Origin of the sequence: Paraburkholderia agricolaris (assembly GCF_009455635.1) — a bacterium.
GTDB lineage: Bacteria > Pseudomonadota > Gammaproteobacteria > Burkholderiales > Burkholderiaceae > Paraburkholderia > Paraburkholderia agricolaris.
In genome coordinates this window covers 96,991-113,695 of record NZ_QPER01000002.1, presented here as the reverse complement: position 1 = coordinate 113,695, position 16,705 = coordinate 96,991, and the positions used below count along the sequence as shown (strand labels likewise).

General features: G+C 61.6%; 12 protein-coding genes. 4 read left to right on the top strand and 8 right to left on the bottom strand.

Annotated features, from left to right (window positions below; translation table 11 throughout):
- The first annotated feature begins 167 nt into the window (after positions 1 to 167).
- Positions 168 to 1,163, top strand: coding sequence for an aldo/keto reductase (locus GH665_RS21810; RefSeq protein WP_153138795.1), 996 nt, complete (start codon positions 168 to 170; stop codon positions 1,161 to 1,163).
- A gap of 124 nt (positions 1,164 to 1,287) precedes the next feature.
- On the opposite strand, the gene GH665_RS21805 is transcribed toward GH665_RS21810, so the two are convergent.
- From GH665_RS21805 to GH665_RS21785, 5 genes are all read right to left on the bottom strand, one after another.
- A complete protein-coding gene (locus tag GH665_RS21805) occupies positions 1,288 to 1,857 on the bottom strand; it encodes a YbhB/YbcL family Raf kinase inhibitor-like protein (protein WP_153138793.1) in 570 nt (189 codons plus the stop codon).
- A gap of 18 nt (positions 1,858 to 1,875) precedes the next feature.
- Positions 1,876 to 2,676: an ROK family protein gene (locus GH665_RS21800; RefSeq protein ID WP_153142226.1), complete on the bottom strand. Its 801-nt coding sequence runs from the start codon at positions 2,674 to 2,676 to the stop codon at positions 1,876 to 1,878.
- Positions 2,677 to 2,709: 33 nt separating this feature from the next.
- A complete protein-coding gene (zwf, locus tag GH665_RS21795) occupies positions 2,710 to 4,311 on the bottom strand; it encodes a glucose-6-phosphate dehydrogenase (protein ID WP_153138791.1) in 1,602 nt (533 codons plus the stop codon).
- 119 nt (positions 4,312 to 4,430) lie between these two features.
- The gene (locus tag GH665_RS21790) at positions 4,431 to 7,214 is read right to left on the bottom strand and encodes an MGH1-like glycoside hydrolase domain-containing protein (protein ID WP_153138789.1); all 2,784 of its coding nucleotides are present in this window, start codon (positions 7,212 to 7,214) and stop codon (positions 4,431 to 4,433) included.
- A gap of 51 nt (positions 7,215 to 7,265) precedes the next feature.
- On the bottom strand, positions 7,266 to 9,254 hold the full coding sequence (locus GH665_RS21785) for an amylo-alpha-1,6-glucosidase (protein WP_153138787.1): 1,989 nt from the start codon (positions 9,252 to 9,254) through the stop codon (positions 7,266 to 7,268).
- Positions 9,255 to 9,463: 209 nt separating this feature from the next.
- Between GH665_RS21785 and GH665_RS21780 the strand changes: the two genes are divergently transcribed.
- Positions 9,464 to 9,796, top strand: a complete 333-nt coding sequence (locus GH665_RS21780) for a hypothetical protein (protein ID WP_153138785.1) — start codon at positions 9,464 to 9,466, stop codon at positions 9,794 to 9,796.
- A gap of 62 nt (positions 9,797 to 9,858) precedes the next feature.
- A complete protein-coding gene (locus tag GH665_RS21775; protein WP_028195904.1) occupies positions 9,859 to 12,012 on the top strand; it encodes a phosphocholine-specific phospholipase C in 2,154 nt (717 codons plus the stop codon).
- Between the two features lie 465 nt (positions 12,013 to 12,477).
- Here GH665_RS21775 and GH665_RS21770 read toward each other — a convergent pair whose 3' ends face one another.
- Together GH665_RS21770 and GH665_RS21765 are read right to left on the bottom strand one after the other, a co-directional pair.
- Entirely contained in the window at positions 12,478 to 13,596 is a 1,119-nt protein-coding gene (locus tag GH665_RS21770) for a succinylglutamate desuccinylase/aspartoacylase family protein (protein WP_153138783.1), read from the bottom strand.
- A 36-nt stretch (positions 13,597 to 13,632) separates the two neighbouring features.
- A complete protein-coding gene (locus GH665_RS21765; protein ID WP_153138781.1) occupies positions 13,633 to 14,400 on the bottom strand; it encodes a transporter substrate-binding domain-containing protein in 768 nt (255 codons plus the stop codon).
- A 123-nt stretch (positions 14,401 to 14,523) separates the two neighbouring features.
- Between GH665_RS21765 and GH665_RS21760 the strand changes: the two genes are divergently transcribed.
- A complete protein-coding gene (locus tag GH665_RS21760) occupies positions 14,524 to 15,465 on the top strand; it encodes a LysR substrate-binding domain-containing protein (protein ID WP_153138779.1) in 942 nt (313 codons plus the stop codon).
- Here the strand turns inward: GH665_RS21760 and lysA are convergent.
- Positions 15,462 to 16,703 (bottom strand): diaminopimelate decarboxylase, encoded by a 1,242-nt coding sequence (gene lysA, locus GH665_RS21755; RefSeq protein WP_425496051.1) that lies wholly within the window; start codon positions 16,701 to 16,703, stop codon positions 15,462 to 15,464. The two genes, GH665_RS21760 and lysA, sit on opposite strands and share 4 nt — an antisense overlap.
- Positions 16,704 to 16,705 lie beyond the last annotated feature (2 nt).

Genomic DNA, 16,705 nt, shown 5'->3' with positions numbered 1-16,705 from the left:
CTGGCCTTTTATTACAAGGCGATGCTTGCAGTTCATCGGACGGTAAACTTTCGAAATACTGACGACTTATCACGCCCGCATGCGCGGGTGATCGAACGCGAAATCGCCACACCGTTTATCCTTTTTGCAACACTGCAACCCGCAACCGTCCTGCCTCGGAGTTGAACATGCAATACCGCAAATTCGGCCGCACTGGCCTGACCGTTTCGCGCCTGTGCCTCGGCACGATGACCTTTGGCCTGCAGACTGAAGAAGACGTCTCGCATCGCATTCTCGACACGGCGGCGGACGCCGGCGTGAACTTCATCGATACCGCCAACGTTTATCCGCTCGGCGGCGGCGAGAACATTGCCGGACGCACGGAGGAAATCGTCGGGCGCTGGCTGAAAGGCAAACGCGACCGCTTCATTCTGGCGACCAAGGCGGTGGGCAAGATGGGGCCATCGGCATGGGATCAAGGCGCGTCGCGCAAACATCTGCTGGATGCCATCGACGCATCGCTGCGGCGGCTCGGCACCGATTACGTGGACCTGTACCAGCTCCATTCCGACGACGCGGCTACGCCGCTCGACGAGACGCTGGAGGCGCTGGACATGATCGTACGATCGGGTAAGGCACGCTACATCGGCGTGTCGAATTTCCTGGCCTATCGGCTGGCGCGAGCGCTGGGTCGCGCCGATGTGTTGCGCGCAGCGCGGTTCGTATCGGTACAGCCGCGCTACAACCTGTTATTCCGGCAGATCGAGCGGGAGTTGCTGCCTTTGGCGGCCGAAGAACAATTGGCCGTGATGCCGTACAACCCGCTCGCAGGTGGTTTGCTGACAGGTAAGCATCGGGTGGATGCAGCGCCTGCTTCCGGTCGCTTTACTGAAACCGTCGGCAAAGCGGGGGCGATGTACCAGGAGCGCTACTGGCACAAACGCGAGTTCGACACGATCGAAAAACTGAAGGCGATTGCGGCACCGACGGGCGAGTCGTTGACCCGGGTTTCGCTTGCATGGGTGCTGGCGAATCCGCTGATTACCTCGGCGATTATCGGCGCCAGTCGCGCTGAGCAGTTGAGCGATACGCTGGCGGCTTCGGAGCTTGTACTCGACGCACAAGTCAAAGCGCAGCTTGATGAGGCCACGCTGGAATATCGCTGGGGCGATGCGGCGAGGTAATGCGTAAGCTTTGACGGCGTCGGTCGATTGTCCGCTTGTCCGCTTGTCCAATGGTCCGCTGGTCCGCTGGTCCGCTGGTCCGCTGGTCCGCTGGTCCGGCCGACCGCCGCGAAGGCAACAGAAATCACCGTCCGTATCGTAATACCGTACTGGTGGCAGCCAGGACGTGATCCTTCATAGCCGCCTGCAACGCGTCTCGCGTCAATCCCGCCGGCAATGCATCAGGCGGTAGGTCAAGCGCATAAATCTGCACGACATAATGATGCGGCACATCGCCGACCGGCGGGCATGGCCCGTAGTATCCCGGACCGCCAGTCCGGTTCGTTCCGGCCACACTCCCTGCCGGCGGCGTAGCACCGCTGCCCAATCCGGTCACCGAAGGCGCGAGGCCATATAACACCCAGTGCACGATTCCCAATCCCTTCGCGCCGTCCGGATCGAAAAGAGTGACCGCGTAACTCTTCGTGCCGGCAGGTGCGTTCCGCCATTGCAAGGCCGGCGACACGTTCCCGCCGCCGCAATTGTTCGCGCTCGCCGCGTGGCTCGAATCCAGCGTGCCGCCATCGGCCAAACCTGGCGACGACAGCGCAAAACCATCCGCCGCCCGGACATTTGCCGCAACTAGAACCAGCGCGGCGCACATACCGGCTGTGAGCAGGCGTCGCAGATCGCTGGCGTCATTGAGTCGAATCATCGCTGAGCGTCTCCCGTTTCACTTGAAGTGGCCGGTCCGCGCATTAGCCTCCGGCAACTGCCGCGTCTCGCGCAACGACTTCGGATGCCACAGGCGCGCGCCGCCTTCGATCCCCGCGTCGTTCGACACGGTCGCGACATTCGCGGGCAATTTGAAGTTCAGCCGGGCCGCGTTGCCACCGCCAATCCACAGCTTGTCGTAGTTCACCAGCGAATCGAGAATCTCGATCACCTTCTCGACCCGTCGATTCCAGCGCTTATTCCCCGCCTTCTTGCGCGCCGCGTCGCCGATGTACTCGTCATACGCAACGCCCTTCTTGCTGACCGGATGATGCGCAAGCTCGAGGTGCGGCATCAACTCGCCGTCGCGAAACAGCGCCGTGCCCGCGCCTGTGCCAAGCGTCAGCACGAACTCGAGTCCGTGTCCTTCGATCGCGGCGAAGCCCTGCATCTCGGCGTCGTTGATCATTCGCACCGGCAAACCGCCCAGGCGTTGCGCCAGCGAGTCCGCTAACGGAATGTCGTGCCAGCCTTCAACGCCAAAGTGCGGCGCCGTCAGAATGCGGTTGTTGCGCACCACACCGGGAAAACCGATCGACATGAGTGTAGGCGGCGCCTCTTTGACAAGCGGCTCGACCAGCTTGGCCAACGCATCCACCAGTTGATCGGGCGTGCAAGGATGCGGCGTCGCCACGCGCAAGCGCTCGGTTTTCATCTGTCCGTCCGCATCGATGATCGCGGCTTTCAGGCCCGTGCCACCGACATCGATCGCCAGAATCCGCTCGGTACTGCTTTTTACTTTCGTCTTACGTGTGGCCACGGTACCCCCGGTTGTGTTGGTGCGTTTCACGATTTACTTCTTTTCCACTGCATCCCGCTTCAAAGGCCGCCATGCGTGGCCGTCGCGCGCGAGCAGCGCGTCTGCTTCAGCCGGCCCCTCGCTGCCGGCCGGATAACCATGCACAGGCATCGCGCCGCCGGTCTTCGGATGCAGCACATCGTCCACCGCGGCCCAACTTGTCTCGATGCTGTCGGCGCGCTGGAACAGCGTCTCGTCGCCGAGCATGCAGTCGTACAGCAGCGTTTCGTAGCCTACGTTGGCTTTTTCCGCGAAGAAATCGGCATAGTCAAAAGACGATTGAACTGCGCCGATCTGCATCAGCGGCCCCGGCGTCTTCACGTTGAAGTCGAAGCTCGTGCCGTGCGCGGGATCGATGCGCAAGGTCAGCACGTTCGGCGTTAGCGCATCGACCGGCGTGTCGCGGAACAGACGGAACGGCACCGGCTTGAGTTGCACCGAGATCTCCGTGCGGCGCGCGGCAAGCCGCTTGCCGGTGCGCAGATAGAAAGGCACACCCGCCCAACGCCAGTTCTCGACGTACACGCGCGCAGCGGCGTAGGTTTCCGTCGTGCTGCCTGGTGCAACGTCCGGTTCCTCACGATAGCCGACGCCCGCCGGCCCCTTTTCGTATTGACCGAAGACGACGTCGGCGGCGGTCAGCGGCTGGATCGCGTCGGAAATTTCGGCCTTCTTGTCGCGCACGGCTTCGGCATCGAACGAATTGGGCGGTTCCATCGCGACCATGCCGAGCAACTGGAACAGGTGGTTCGGCAGCATGTCGCGAAACGCGCCGGTCTGCTCGTAAAACTTGCCGCGCCCCTCCACGCCGATCGTTTCGGCCGCGGTAATCTGCACACTGTCGATATATTCGCGCCGCCAGATCGGTTCGAACAACGCATTCGCAAAGCGCACTGCGAGAATGCTCTGCACGGTGTCCTTACCGAGAAAATGGTCGATGCGATACACCTGCGACTCGTTTGCGTACGACAGAATGTGCGCGTTCAGATCACGCGCGGTGGCAAGGTCGGTGCCGAACGGCTTCTCGACCACGATACGGCGGAAGCCGCCGCTGCCGCCGTCGGCTTCTTTCAGCAAACCGGCGTTGCCGAGATGTTCGACGATCGGCTTGAAAAAGCGCGAGCTGACCGCGAGGTAAAAAATCACGTTGCCGCCCGGCGCTTGATCGAGCTTCTGCTTGAGCTTCGTGAACGTGTCGTCGGTTTCAAATTCGCCGGCCATGTATTCGAGCCGTTGCGCGACCCAGTCCCACGCTTTGTCGTCGAGCTTGCCGGCGTGGAACGTGCTGGCTTTGTCGGCGGCGAACTGCTGCAGCGACTTGTGCAGATCCTCGCGCCATACGCTTGTCTCGCGCTCGCCGTGATTCACGCCGATGATCTTCATGCCGTCGTCGAGCAGGCCATCGACTGCGAGGTTGTACAGCGCGGGCACCAGCAGCCGTTTGGTCAGATCGCCGCCCGCACCGAAGATCACGAGCGTGCAAGGCGGCGCAGGCCGTTTGCCGGCCGGCGACGACGGTCCCTCATGCGGACCCGCGCTGACTTTGCAACTGGGTTCGTGGCTGGCGGAAGTTGAGGTGTTCGGTGTAGTCGACATGGGATTCACTTAAGGAAGCCAATGGAACGGACGTGGCAGTACATGACAGACCACGCTTGAACCCACACAGTTCAAAAACAAAGACTAAACCTGCCCGGCGCCCCGTACTCGCCCACACGCTATTTGGTCACGACCGGTTCCGGCGCGGATTCAGGCGGGCTTGCGAGGGTAGACGCCGAAGCCCCCACCGGCGCCTGGTCCGGGTCGCCGGTAAGCGGGACATTACCCGACGCGCCCATCGCTCGCGGTTGCAGCAGCAACGCCACCAGCCCGCTCCAGCCGGTCTGATGCGAAGCGCCCACGCCACGCCCGTTGTCGCCATGAAAATACTCATGGAACAGCACGAGATCGCGCGAACGCGGGTCCGCCTGCAGCAGTGGGTAGGCGCCCATCACCGGACGTTCACCATTCTTGTCCTTCAGGAACAGCGTGGTTGCCCGGCGTGCCAGTTCGTCGCCGATTTCGCTAAGCGAGAACTTCTGCCCCGACCCGGTCGGATACTCGACGCGGAAATCGTCGCCGTAGTAGCGATGAAATTCGTACAGCGATTCGATCAGCAGATAGTTCACCGGCATCCATACCGGCCCGCGCCAGTTCGAGTTGCCGCCGAACACACGGGTGTCGGATTCGGCCGGCAGATAGCGGACCGTGACGCTGGTGCCGTTGTGGTTGAACTCGAACGGATGGTCGCGATGGAATTGCGACAATGCCCGCACGCCGTGATCGGAAAGGAATTCGCTCTCGTCGAGCGCGCGGCGCAACAAGGCTTTCATCCGATGCCCGCGCAACAGCGAGAGCAGCAGCGCGTTGCCCTTGCCAGGCTCGTCCCAGCGCGAAACCAGCCGCGCCAGATCGGGACGATGTTCGAGGAACCAGACGAGCCGCTCGCGCAGACCCGGCAAGTGGCCATGCAAACGTTCTTCGAGCACGTGCACGGCGAACAGCGGAATCAGGCCGACAATCGAGCGCAGGCGCATCGGAATATTGCTGCCGTCGGGCAGGCGCAGCTTGTCGTAAAAGAACTCGTCTTCGCTGTCCCAGAGACCGGTATCGCAGCCGTCGTCGCAACTCACGGCTTCGGCGATATACAGGAAGTGCTCGAAAAACTTCACACCGATATCGACGAACACATGGTTCGCATACGCGAGTTCGAGCGCGATCCGCATCAGGTCGAGCGCGTACGCGGCCATCCAGGCCGTACCGTCCGCCTGGTCGATATGCCCGCCGGTGGGTAGCGGCGACGAGCGGTCAAAAATGCCGACATTGTCCAGCCCGAGAAAACCGCCCTGGAATATGTTGTGGCCGTCGGCATCCTTGCGGTTCACCCACCACGAGAAGTTCAGCAGCAGCTTGTGAAACACGAGCTCCAGAAAATCGCGATCCGCTTTGCCCGTGAGCGCACGGTCGATTTCGTACACGCGCCAGGCAGCCCACGCATGCACAGGGGGATTCGCGTCGCCGAGCGCCCATTCGTAGGCGGGCATCTGGCCGTTCGGATGCTGATAGCGATCCTTCACCAGCAGCAGCAATTGACGCTTGGCAAACGCGGGATCGATCAGCGCGAATGCGGCGGCATGAAACGCCAAATCCCATGACGCGTACCACGGGTATTCCCACTTGTCAGGCATCGACACGATGTCAGCGTTGCACAAATGCCGCCAATCCACGTTGCGGCCGTGTTTGCGGGACTCAGGCGGTTTGGGTTGCAGCGGGTCGCCTTCGAGCCAGCGCTGCACGTCGTACTGGTAGTACTGCTTGGACCACAACATGCCGGCGAGCGCCTGACGCTGCACAAGGCGTGCGTCGGGGTCGGCGATCTCATGCTGCAACGCGCCATAGAACTCATCGGCCTCGGCGATACGGCGGGCGAACACCGCATCCGCATCGAGTTGCGCGTCATCGGGACTCGACTGCGGACGCCAGCGCATGTACACCACCGCACGGCCATGCGGGCCCAGTTCGATCGGCGCGTGCGCGCCCGCCTTGGTGCCGGCGTCGCGGCGTACCGCCTGTTCGTCGCTGTGGATCAGGTAGTCGTTGAAGCCGTCCTTGAACGGCCCGGTGCCGTCCATATTGAACAGGCGCTTGACGTTGGTGTCGTTCTCACAGAACAGCCACGTTATATGCGGCGCGTCCTTCGACCACGCCGTCACGACGATCGGTTCATGGCCATGCTGACGGCCGACCACCTGCACTGCGCCGTCGTGGTCCTGGCCCGCAACGAGCGACGGCTTGTCCTTGTTCTCTTTCCACGACCACGAATTGCGCGCCCAGATTTGCGGCAGCACATCGAGCGAGGCTGGCTCGTCCGCGCGATTCTCGATAGTCACGCGCATCAGGATGTCGTCGGGCGCGTGTTTCGCGTATTCGACCTGCACCTCGAAGTAACGTAAATCGTCGAATACGCCGGTGTCGAGGATTTCGTATTCCGGCATGTCCCCGCCGCGCCGCCCGTTTTCCTGAACCAGGTCGTCGTATGGGAAGGCAGCATGCGGGTACTTGTACAGCATCCGCATGTACGAATGCGTAGGTGTGCCATCGAGGTAGAAGTACAGCTCCTTCACGTCCTCGCCGTGGTTGCCCTGCGCGTTGGTGAGCCCGAACAGGCGTTCCTTCAGGATCGGATCTTTGCGGTTCCACAGCGCGAGCGACACGCACCAGTTGAGCTTGTCGTCGCCGAAACCGGCAATGCCGTCCTCACCCCAACGGTAGGCACGGCTGCGCGCGTGATCGTGCGGGAAGTGGTCCCAGGCGGTGCCGTCCGGACTGTAATCCTCGCGCACGGTGCCCCACTGACGCTCACTGAGATACGGCCCCCAGCGCTGCCAACGGGGGCAGTCGGCGGAGTGCAGGCGGGTACCTTCGATCGTACCGAGCAGATTGGCAGCGCGCAGCGGTGGCATGAATATGTCCTTGCGTCGGGCCTGGCGGTGGGATACACATCGTAGCGCGGTTTACGCGGCGGTGGGCTCCAACCGCACAAGCAGGGTTTCGATGCGCAGCAACTCCCCCAGCGACCACGCCTGAAACGGCGTGCCGGCGGGCGTGTGAGGTGCGTCGCCATCGGCGATTTCGGACAGGTGGTCGAGGCCGGCGTGATCGAGATGCGCGTACAGAGGGTCGAGAAAGCGCGCTTTGGCTTGTGCGCGGGCATCCGGCTCGTCGCCATGAACCCGCAACCAGGCTTCGACGAACGGGCCCAGCAGCCATGGCCAGACCGTCCCTTGATGATAGGCGCCGTCGCGCTCAAGCGGCGTGCCGCCGTAGTGCCCACGGTAGGCCGGATCGGACGGTGCGAGCGTTCTGAGGCCGAGCGGCGTGAGCAGGTGAGCTTCGACCTGATCGACCACGGCGCGCGCCGCCGCGCCTTCGAGTAACGGAAACGGCAAACCGCCTACCGCGAAAATCTGGTTCGGACGGATTGAGCGATCTACTGCACCTTTGACGAAATCCACATCGACGTTGTCGACAAGCGCTTGTGTCGACGGATCGGAAAACCGTTCATGAAACGCTTGTGACGCTCGCTCCGCAGGCGCCCGCCACTGCGAATTCCACGTTGCTGCAATGCGCAATGCGTTGATCCAGAGCGCCTGCACCTCCACGGGTTTGCCGATGCGTGGCGTGACCACCCAGTCGCCGACCTTGGCATCCATCCACGTGAGTTGCACGCCGGGGACACCGGCACTCAGAAGACCGTCGTCGGCAGATGCCTTGATGTTGAAGCGCGTGCCGTTCGTGTAGCCCGTGAGGATGGTTTCAACGGCCTGCCGCAGACGCGTTCGCGTGTCGGCTTTCGCGTGGTTCGTCGCCAGATAGTCGTGCACGGCGACGACGAACCATAACGATGCATCGACGGAGTTGTATTCCGGCGTGTCGCCATAGTCGGGAAAACGATTCGGCAGCATGCCGGCGGACAAGGTGCCCGACCATTCGAGCAGGATCGCTTCGGCTTCGTCGAGACGGCCCGTGGCGATCAGCAGGCCGCGCATGGCGATGAAGGTGTCACGGCCCCAATCGGTGAACCAGGGGAAGCCTGCGAGAATCGTGCGGCCCTCGTTACGCGCGACGACGTAGGCATCGGCCGAACGCTGCAGACGTGAGCCGAGTGCGTTGCGGCGCTGCTGTTCGACGCGCGCGAGTTCAGTTGCGTGGGCGGCAGCAGGTTCGGTGCTGACCGGCACCGTTGCCGACCCTGAGGACGCGACCGACGCGCTGAGGATCATTACCGCTTCGCCATCAACGGGATTGAAGCTGAACACGCCGGGCGTGGCGAGGTCTTCGCTGAAATCAAGGCCACGCTCGCGCTCGCGAACGTAGCAGAAGTTCCGGTACCAATCGGGCGCGTGCGTGTAGGCGCCGTTCGTTACGACGTTGATGGCCGGCAGGTCGCCATAGGGCTGCCAACTCACGCAGGCCGGGTTGTCGCTCGTCCTCGCGTTGAAGTTGAACGCGGGATTCTCATGGTGCAGTGCGTGGTAATCCCGGCCGGAAAGCAAAGGCCGCACTTTCAGAGTGAACGCGCCAGAAGCAGACGCACCGCCCAATCCTTCCAGCCGCCAGCGCAAAACCGTTTCGCGCGTCGCCTTGCTCACGAATACTTCGGCCGTCACCACGCGCTGCGGATCAAGTTGGAAGCGCCACGTGGGCCACGGCTCGGTATTGAACGCAAGAAGACTTGTCGTCAGATCGGGATAGATTACGTCTGGCACGTATCGCTGCATGCTCAACGGGTAACGCTTACCGTCCGCTTCGAGCCACGCTTCGACTCCGTTGACGAGCACCACGCGCCCGCCAGGCGCTCGCGTGGCCGTGAGCAGCAACGCGTGATAGCGACGCGTGCGCAGCGTGCCCACGGTTCCCGAGGCGAAGCCGCCGAAACCGTCTGCTTCGAGCCATTCGTCTTCGAGACGCGTGATGTCGAAAGGTCTGTCGATGTGTGTCATGCGCGTACCGGGTTATGCAAACCGCAATTCATTCGGTGTGCCTGGACTTCAGGCGCGTGGCGTCACTGTGACCATTCTCCTGCTTATCGCTTTCCATTTCCTTTCGTCTAACTGACGAATTTAATAAGCCTTATTCACTCGCAAACGTTTCACAATTATTTCTCGAAAGGATTGGAGACTGCATCCGCCGCCACAAATTGGATGCAGACATGAGAACAGACACTCGCCTCGCCGGCGTCGTTCTAGTTGCGCTCGCAACTTGCGCGTTAAGCGGTTGTGGCGCCGACGACTCCGCTTCGGCCTCGACGTCTTCAACGTCTTCAACGTCCTCATCGCCAACCGCCGCGAACAACGCTGCCGCACCAGGCACCACGATGGTCCCCGCAGCCGGCATGCCTGACGCATCGGCACCCCTCGCAGCCGCCCCCGCTGCCGCGTCCGACGCCATTACCCAGAACATGCAAGCCAGCCTTGCTGCCGACAGCCAGCAAGTTGCGCCCGTGATGCATTACGCACCGGGCGACAGCGCCAATAGCAACTGATCTGATTCCACCGGCGCGCGAGGCGCGCTATTCTTTCCCCCACCCGCAGAAGGTGATATTCGATGACATCAAATAGCCGTCGCCGTTTCCTGCAGACCGTGGCTTCATCGGCCGGCGCTGCTGCCGCGCTGACCGCGCTGCCCGAGTCCATTCGCAATGCGCTTGCCGTGCCCGCGTTTTCGCGCACCGGCACGATCCGCGATGTCGAGCACATCGTCGTGTTCATGCAGGAGAACCGTTCGTTCGACCACTACTTCGGCCATATGCGCGGCGTACGCGGTTACAACGACCGCTTCCCGATTCCGCTGCCGGGTGGCCAGCAACCCGTGTGGTACCAGCCGTCGAAGGAAAACGCGGCGCAACCGGTGCTGCCGTTCCATCTGAACACGGCGACGACCAGCGCGCAATGTATCGGCGACCTCGACCACTCGTGGTACCCGACGCACTACGCGATGAACAACGGCGCGTACAACCAGTGGCCGCAGTACAAGACCGACATGACGATGGGCTACTACCTGCGTAGCGACATCCCGTTCCACTACGCTCTGGCCGACGCGTTCACGGTGTGCGACGCCTACTTCTGCTCGCTGCCGGGACCCACGCACCCGAACCGTGCCTATCTGATGAGCGGCATGGTCGATCCGACCGGCACCATGGGCGGCCCGCTGCTCGACAACAACGATTTCGTCGATAACGACGGTCCGCCGACCTATCAGTTGCTCTCGTGGACCACGTATCCGGAACGTCTGCAAGCCGCGGGGATTACATGGCAGGTGTATCAGCAGGGTCTGACGGGCGCCGATCCGTTGAACGGCAACTACGGCACCAACGTCCTGCAGAACTTCGCGAACTTTATCAACGCGCAACCGGGCAGCGCCCTGTACGAGCGCGCGCAGACTGTGCGCACGATTGCGGACCTGAAGAACGATGTGCTCGCGGGTAATCTGCCGCAAGTATCGTGGCTGTGCCCACCCGCCGCGTACTCCGAGCACCCGAGCTATACGCCCGCATACGGCGCGGAATACACGTCGCAGATTCTGGACGCGTTGACGTCGAATCCCGAAGTGTGGAGCAAGACGGTGTTGTTCATCATGTACGACGAGAACGACGGTTTCTTCGATCACCTCGTGCCGCCGCAACCGGCGACGACGCCGGCCCAGGGCCAGTCGACGGTCAGCACCGACGGCGAGATTCACAACGTGGTGAATCCGGGGCGCGGCGGCAGCTACACTGCTGACGGCTTGCCGTACGGTCTCGGCCCGCGCGTCCCGATGACGATCGTATCGCCGTGGAGCAAGGGTGGTTTTGTGTGCTCGCAGGTGTTCGATCACACGTCGGTGATTCGCTTCATCGAGACGCGCTTTGGCGTCTACGAGCCGAACATCACTGCATGGCGCCGTGCCGTGTGTGGCGACCTGACCACCGCGTTCGACTTCCGCACGCCGGACGCCTCAGTGCCGACGCTGCCGGACACGAGCAATTACCAGCAGATCGCCAACGAGTGCTCGTCGCAGCCGAAACCCACGGTGCCCACCACGCCGGTCGCCTTTGACCCGCAGGAAAGCGGTATCCGTTTCGCCCGTGCGTTGCCGTATGAGTTGCACGTGAACGGTCATGCGGACGTGAAGAAGAACACGTTTGAGATCGTGTTCGCCAACAGCGGCCGTCAAGGCGCGCATTTCTACGTGTACTCGACGAATCGCACGGACGGCCCGTGGCGCTACACCGTCGAGGCTGGCAAGTCGCTCAGCGAGAGCTTCGATCTGACGACGACGAACGGCGTGTACACGTTCGAGGTATTCGGACCGAACGGTTTCGTGCGCAAGTTTGCTGGTAACACGCAGACGGCTACGGCACAGACCGCGCAGGCGGCGGGTTGGCACGGCCACAACAAGCCCGCGGAACCGGAGATCAAGGTGCAGTATGACGTTGCGAACGGGAACGTGTTTATCAAGTTCAGCAACAAGGGTGGCGGTATTGCGCGCTTGACGGTGACGGACAACGCGTATGGTGCGCGCACGCGTCCGGTGCTGGTGCCGGCGGGGGCGCATATCGAAGAGGGCTGGGTGCTGGCATCGAGTCACCACTGGTACGACTTGACGGTGACGAGCAACGACGACACCAGTTTCTCGCGTCGTGTGGCGGGGCACGTGGAGAATGGCCGACCGAGCATCAGTGACCCGGCGGCTGTCGCGCCGGTATTGGTGGTGAGCTAAGGGCGAGCGGGGGAAGTAGATGAGCCTCGGTTGGGTAGCTGCTGTTGGGCCGCTCGATCGAGGCTTGGCGATGCAATATTGAAGCGCGGTAGGAATCTTGCGGACGTCTTGGGCCGATTGACCAAAGTTAGCGTCTTGCGGCGGCAACGGCAACGGCAACGGCAACGTCTTGAAGAAATACCGCATCGGCGCGCGCAGCGCCGCCGGAAGTATGACTGCCTTGTCACTGATGCGGAGTGTGCGAGGAGACGGATTCCAGATGCACCACTACCGTAGCTGCGCGGGGGACCCGCTTATGAGCTAGCGGTGTAAAGCCGCTTTCTTTTGCCTACTTTTCTTTGCGGCCGGCAAAGAAAAGTAGGTGCCGCCCCGCACAGGGGCAACGCTAATAGACCACTAACACAACAAGGAAAGGCCAAACACCATAAGCACACAACCAACCCAACCGCCGAGCAGGCCAAACCCTTAAGCCCCCAACAAGACTCCAGTCCTAAAAGCCCGCGTCCCAGTCACGCGCCCCAACGGCGCCCCAGCCGTCACAAACCGAATTGCGCGCCGCATATAAAACACGCCTTCGGTGTTGCTACACAGCGTAGTAGTCTCATCAGTCAACGGATCGACGATATCGAACAGTGCCTGCCCGACACGAATCGTGTCCCCAATCTTGGCGCGATGAACAAGAATCCCGCTAACGGGCGCATAGAACTGTTCACTACCGGCAAGCGGCGTCGCAGGCGCCAATAACTCGGGCAATGGCTTAACAGCATCAACCCGAACAACGTTCCGCCAAACCAGATAATCAATCAACGCATCAGCATCTTCCTGCGCGACTTCATAAGAAACATCCCGCTGCCCACGGCATTCCACCGTAACAGCAATCGCCCCATTGGGCACAGGCTTATCAGCAGGCAAAGCTTGCTGCAATTGCCACCACAACAAACTATGCGTCTCATCAAACGACTCCCCACCCGAGTTAGTCGCCAGCAACGAAGCCTGCGCCCCCAGATACCGCGCCAAAGGCTCAAACTCCGGCCACGCCGCCTCACTGGTATAGAGATGCATCGCCGCTTCCAACGAGCAATGCAAATCGATCACCACATCCGCATCGAAGGAAAGCTTCAGCAACGCCAATTGCAGCGACTCGAACTCGGTCAACGGTTTCTGTTCAGCCAACTCAGCGGCGATCAGTTCGCGAACAATCCGCCGATTCTCCGAAGCATCCGAACCCAACGCCTCCTTAGCCCGCGCCACCAGCCCAGAAAACTGCAGGAAGTGTCGATTGAAGTTCTTACCACTACCCAGGTCGAAGCGGCCAATAAACTGCCCCAGCACGTACTGCCCGAGTCCAACCGGATTCGCCACCGGCACCAGAACAACTTCCGCATTCAACGCACCCTGCTTCTCCAGTTCGAGCAATCGACGTTTAAGCAAAACCGTCGTCAGCATCGCCGGCGTTTCATCGGCATGCAGCGACGACTGGATATAGATTTTCTGTCCGCTATCCACCGGGCCAAAATGAAACGACACCAGTTCACGGTGCGTGCCGATAGCCGGCGATAGAAGCGGAATCGATTGCTTATTCATGAACAGAGAATCTGAAAAAGAAAATTAGAAGGAAGATCAATTGCCGTACGGATCGAAATCGAAGTACTTCTTCGCGATCTTCGCGTACGTACCGTCCTTAAGCATTGAAGCAATCGCCTCGTTCATGGACGCCTGCACCGCGGTCTCATCCTTACGCAGACCAATCCCCACACCACGATCACCCATCGAAAGCGGCTCCCCGACAAAAGCAAACCCCTTCCCAGCCGGCGTGCGCAAAAAGCCGTAGTCAGCTTCGACAGTGCCGAGCAATGCGCCATCAAGCCGGCCATTCTGCAAATCGGCGAACACCTCATCCTGACTCTTATACGCGACCACATGCGCGCCAAGCGGTGCCCAATTCTTCAACGCGTACCCTTCAAACTGCGTCCCCGTCTGCACGCCAATCTGCTTGCCGGCCAACGCATTCGTCCCACCCGCAAGCGCCGAACCCTGGCGCGCGATCAGCCGCGATTTGAACTGGAACAGCTTCGACGAAAACAGGATCTGTTGCTCGCGCTTCTCCGTGATCGCCATCGACGAAAGAATCGCGTCGATCTTGCGCGCCTGCAGCGCCGGAATCATCCCCGAGAACTCGAGTTCGACCCACTGGCAACGCGCATGAATGCGCCGGCAGATTTCGTTGCCGAGATCGACGTCGAATCCTTTGAAGCTGCCGTCGGGCGCCTTGGCGTCCATCGGCGGATAGCTCGGATCGATACCGAGGCGCAGCGTGGCGGGGTCGGCGGCGAACGCACCACTGCTGAAAGCCAGCGCGGCGCTCAAGATCATCAGCGAGATTTTCATGGGAGGCGGGTGTGGGTTGGGCGGATTACTACGGAGTACGGGGCCATCCTATGCCGCCGCCGCGCCTCAAAGAAGTCCCGAAAGTAATATCATGATCACTTTTACCGATCACGGAAACTCCGCATGGCGTTGACGATCTCCCAACTGCGCGCGTTCACCGCTGTGGCAGAGCATGGCAGCATTCGCGCAGCGTCGCGGGCGCTCGGCATCGCCCAGAGCGGCATCACGCAACAGTTGCAGCACCTCGAATCGATGCTGGGCGCGACCTTGTTCACCCGCACGAACCGCGGAATCGCGCTGACCGCGCTCGGCCAGCGCCTGTTGCAGCGGGCCGGCGCGATTCTCGGCGAATGCGAGCGGGCCGAGCAGGAAGTGCAGCAATTGCGCGGCGACTATGCGGGCGAGGTCACGTTCGGCATGACCACCGAGCCGCTCGTCGACGCCTTCGCACCGGTGCTGACGGAATTCCGCGCGCGCTTCGAGCGGGTCGCGGTGCATTTGCGCACCGGTACGTCGCGGATGATGATTTCGTGGATTCGCGAAGGCACGCTCGATTTCGCTGTCGCACTGGTGTCGAAACATACCGACACGGCCGATCTGTCCGTCACGCCGCTCTATCCGTCCGATCCCGTGATTGTCTGCCGTCGCGGTCATCCGAAAGCGGGCGCGACCTCGCTTGCCGAGCTCGCCGATTGCACGTGGGTGGCAACGCGTTCGCCCAATCTCACCAACGACCCGCAAATCAACCGCCTGACCCATCTGCTGGAGAGTCACGGCTTGCCACCGCCGAAAATCATCGCCACGGTGGAAGGTCTGTACGAGACGCTGCACCTGGTCAGTGCGACGGACTGCCTGTCGCTGGAGGCGTCGATCGTCGCGAAACGGGGGCCGTTTGCGAGCACGCTCACATCGATCAACGTGCGCGAGCGTGCGGTCGAACAGAACGTGTGCTTGCTGCAGCGTGCGGCGATTCCCATCACACCCGCCGCCCAGGAACTCGCGACGATGATCGCGTCGTACACCCGCACGGTGAGGGCTCGCAGCGACCACGCTCGACAGAATTAGCCCAGCGTTTCGAGCGCAATCAGTTCCTGCATGCTCTGCCTGCGCCGAATCAAACGCGGCGTGCCATTCTCCAGCAATACTTCAGGCGCCAGCGGCCGGCTGTTGTAGTTCGATGACATCGACGCACCGTATGCGCCTGCATCGTGAAACACAATGAGGTCTCCCACTTCCGGCGTCGGCATAGCGCGGTTCGTCACCACCCCACCCGCCTCCTGCGTAAACACATCGCCCGCTTCGCACAACGGTCCGGCCACCGTGAAGGCGCCAACAGTCGCTTCACTCCGCATGCCATTGCCTTTTACCACCGTCATCTCATGACGACTGCCGTAGAACGATGGCCTCACCAGGTCGTTAAAGCCCGCATCGACCAGGACGAACTGCCGGTTCGGCCGGCGATTTAGCGCGTGCACCTCGGCAACCAGCACACCCGCTTCCGCGACAAGAAAGCGCCCCGGTTCGATCTCCAGTCTCACGTGATGCCCGAGGTGTGCTTCGATCTGCTTGCGCGCATCGTCCCAAAGACGAAAATAGTGCTCGGCGTCAATCCGCGGCTCGCCTGCGCTATACGGCACCGACAACCCGCCGCCTGCCGAAATCGCTTCGATATCGTGCCCCAGACTCCGCACCGCTTCGACCATCGCGTCGCACACACGCGCTAGATGCGTGTAGTCGACGCCCGAGCCGATATGCATGTGCAGCCCGACCAGCTTCAGGCCGTAGCGCCGCACCATCGCTATCGCCAGCGGCACGTCGTCGAGCCAGATGCCATGCTTGCTATGTTCACCGCCTGTGTTGGTCTTGTTGCTGTGGCCGTGACCGAAGCCCGGATTGATTCGCAGCCACACCCGGTGCCCTTCAGGTGCATGCTGTCCCACCCGTTCAAGCATATCGAGCGATCCGGTGTTGACCGTGATGCGATGTTCGATCACCGCAGCCAGCGTCGCGTGATCGACGAGATCCGCGGTCAGCACCACGCCCTCGGGATCGCCATCCGGCGTAAACCCCGCCGCAAGACTGCGAGTGATTTCGCCCAGCGACACCGCATCGACCATCGCCCCTTCGTCTCGCATCAGCTTCAGGATGTGCACATTCGAACACGCCTTCTGCGCATAGCGGATCACGTCGAAGCGGCGCAATTCAGCGATACGTTGGCGGATCACGTCAGCGTTGTAGACCCAAAGAGGGGTGCCGTACTGATGCGCGAGTTCGACAAGCTGTTGTGGATTGAAAGTAGTCACGG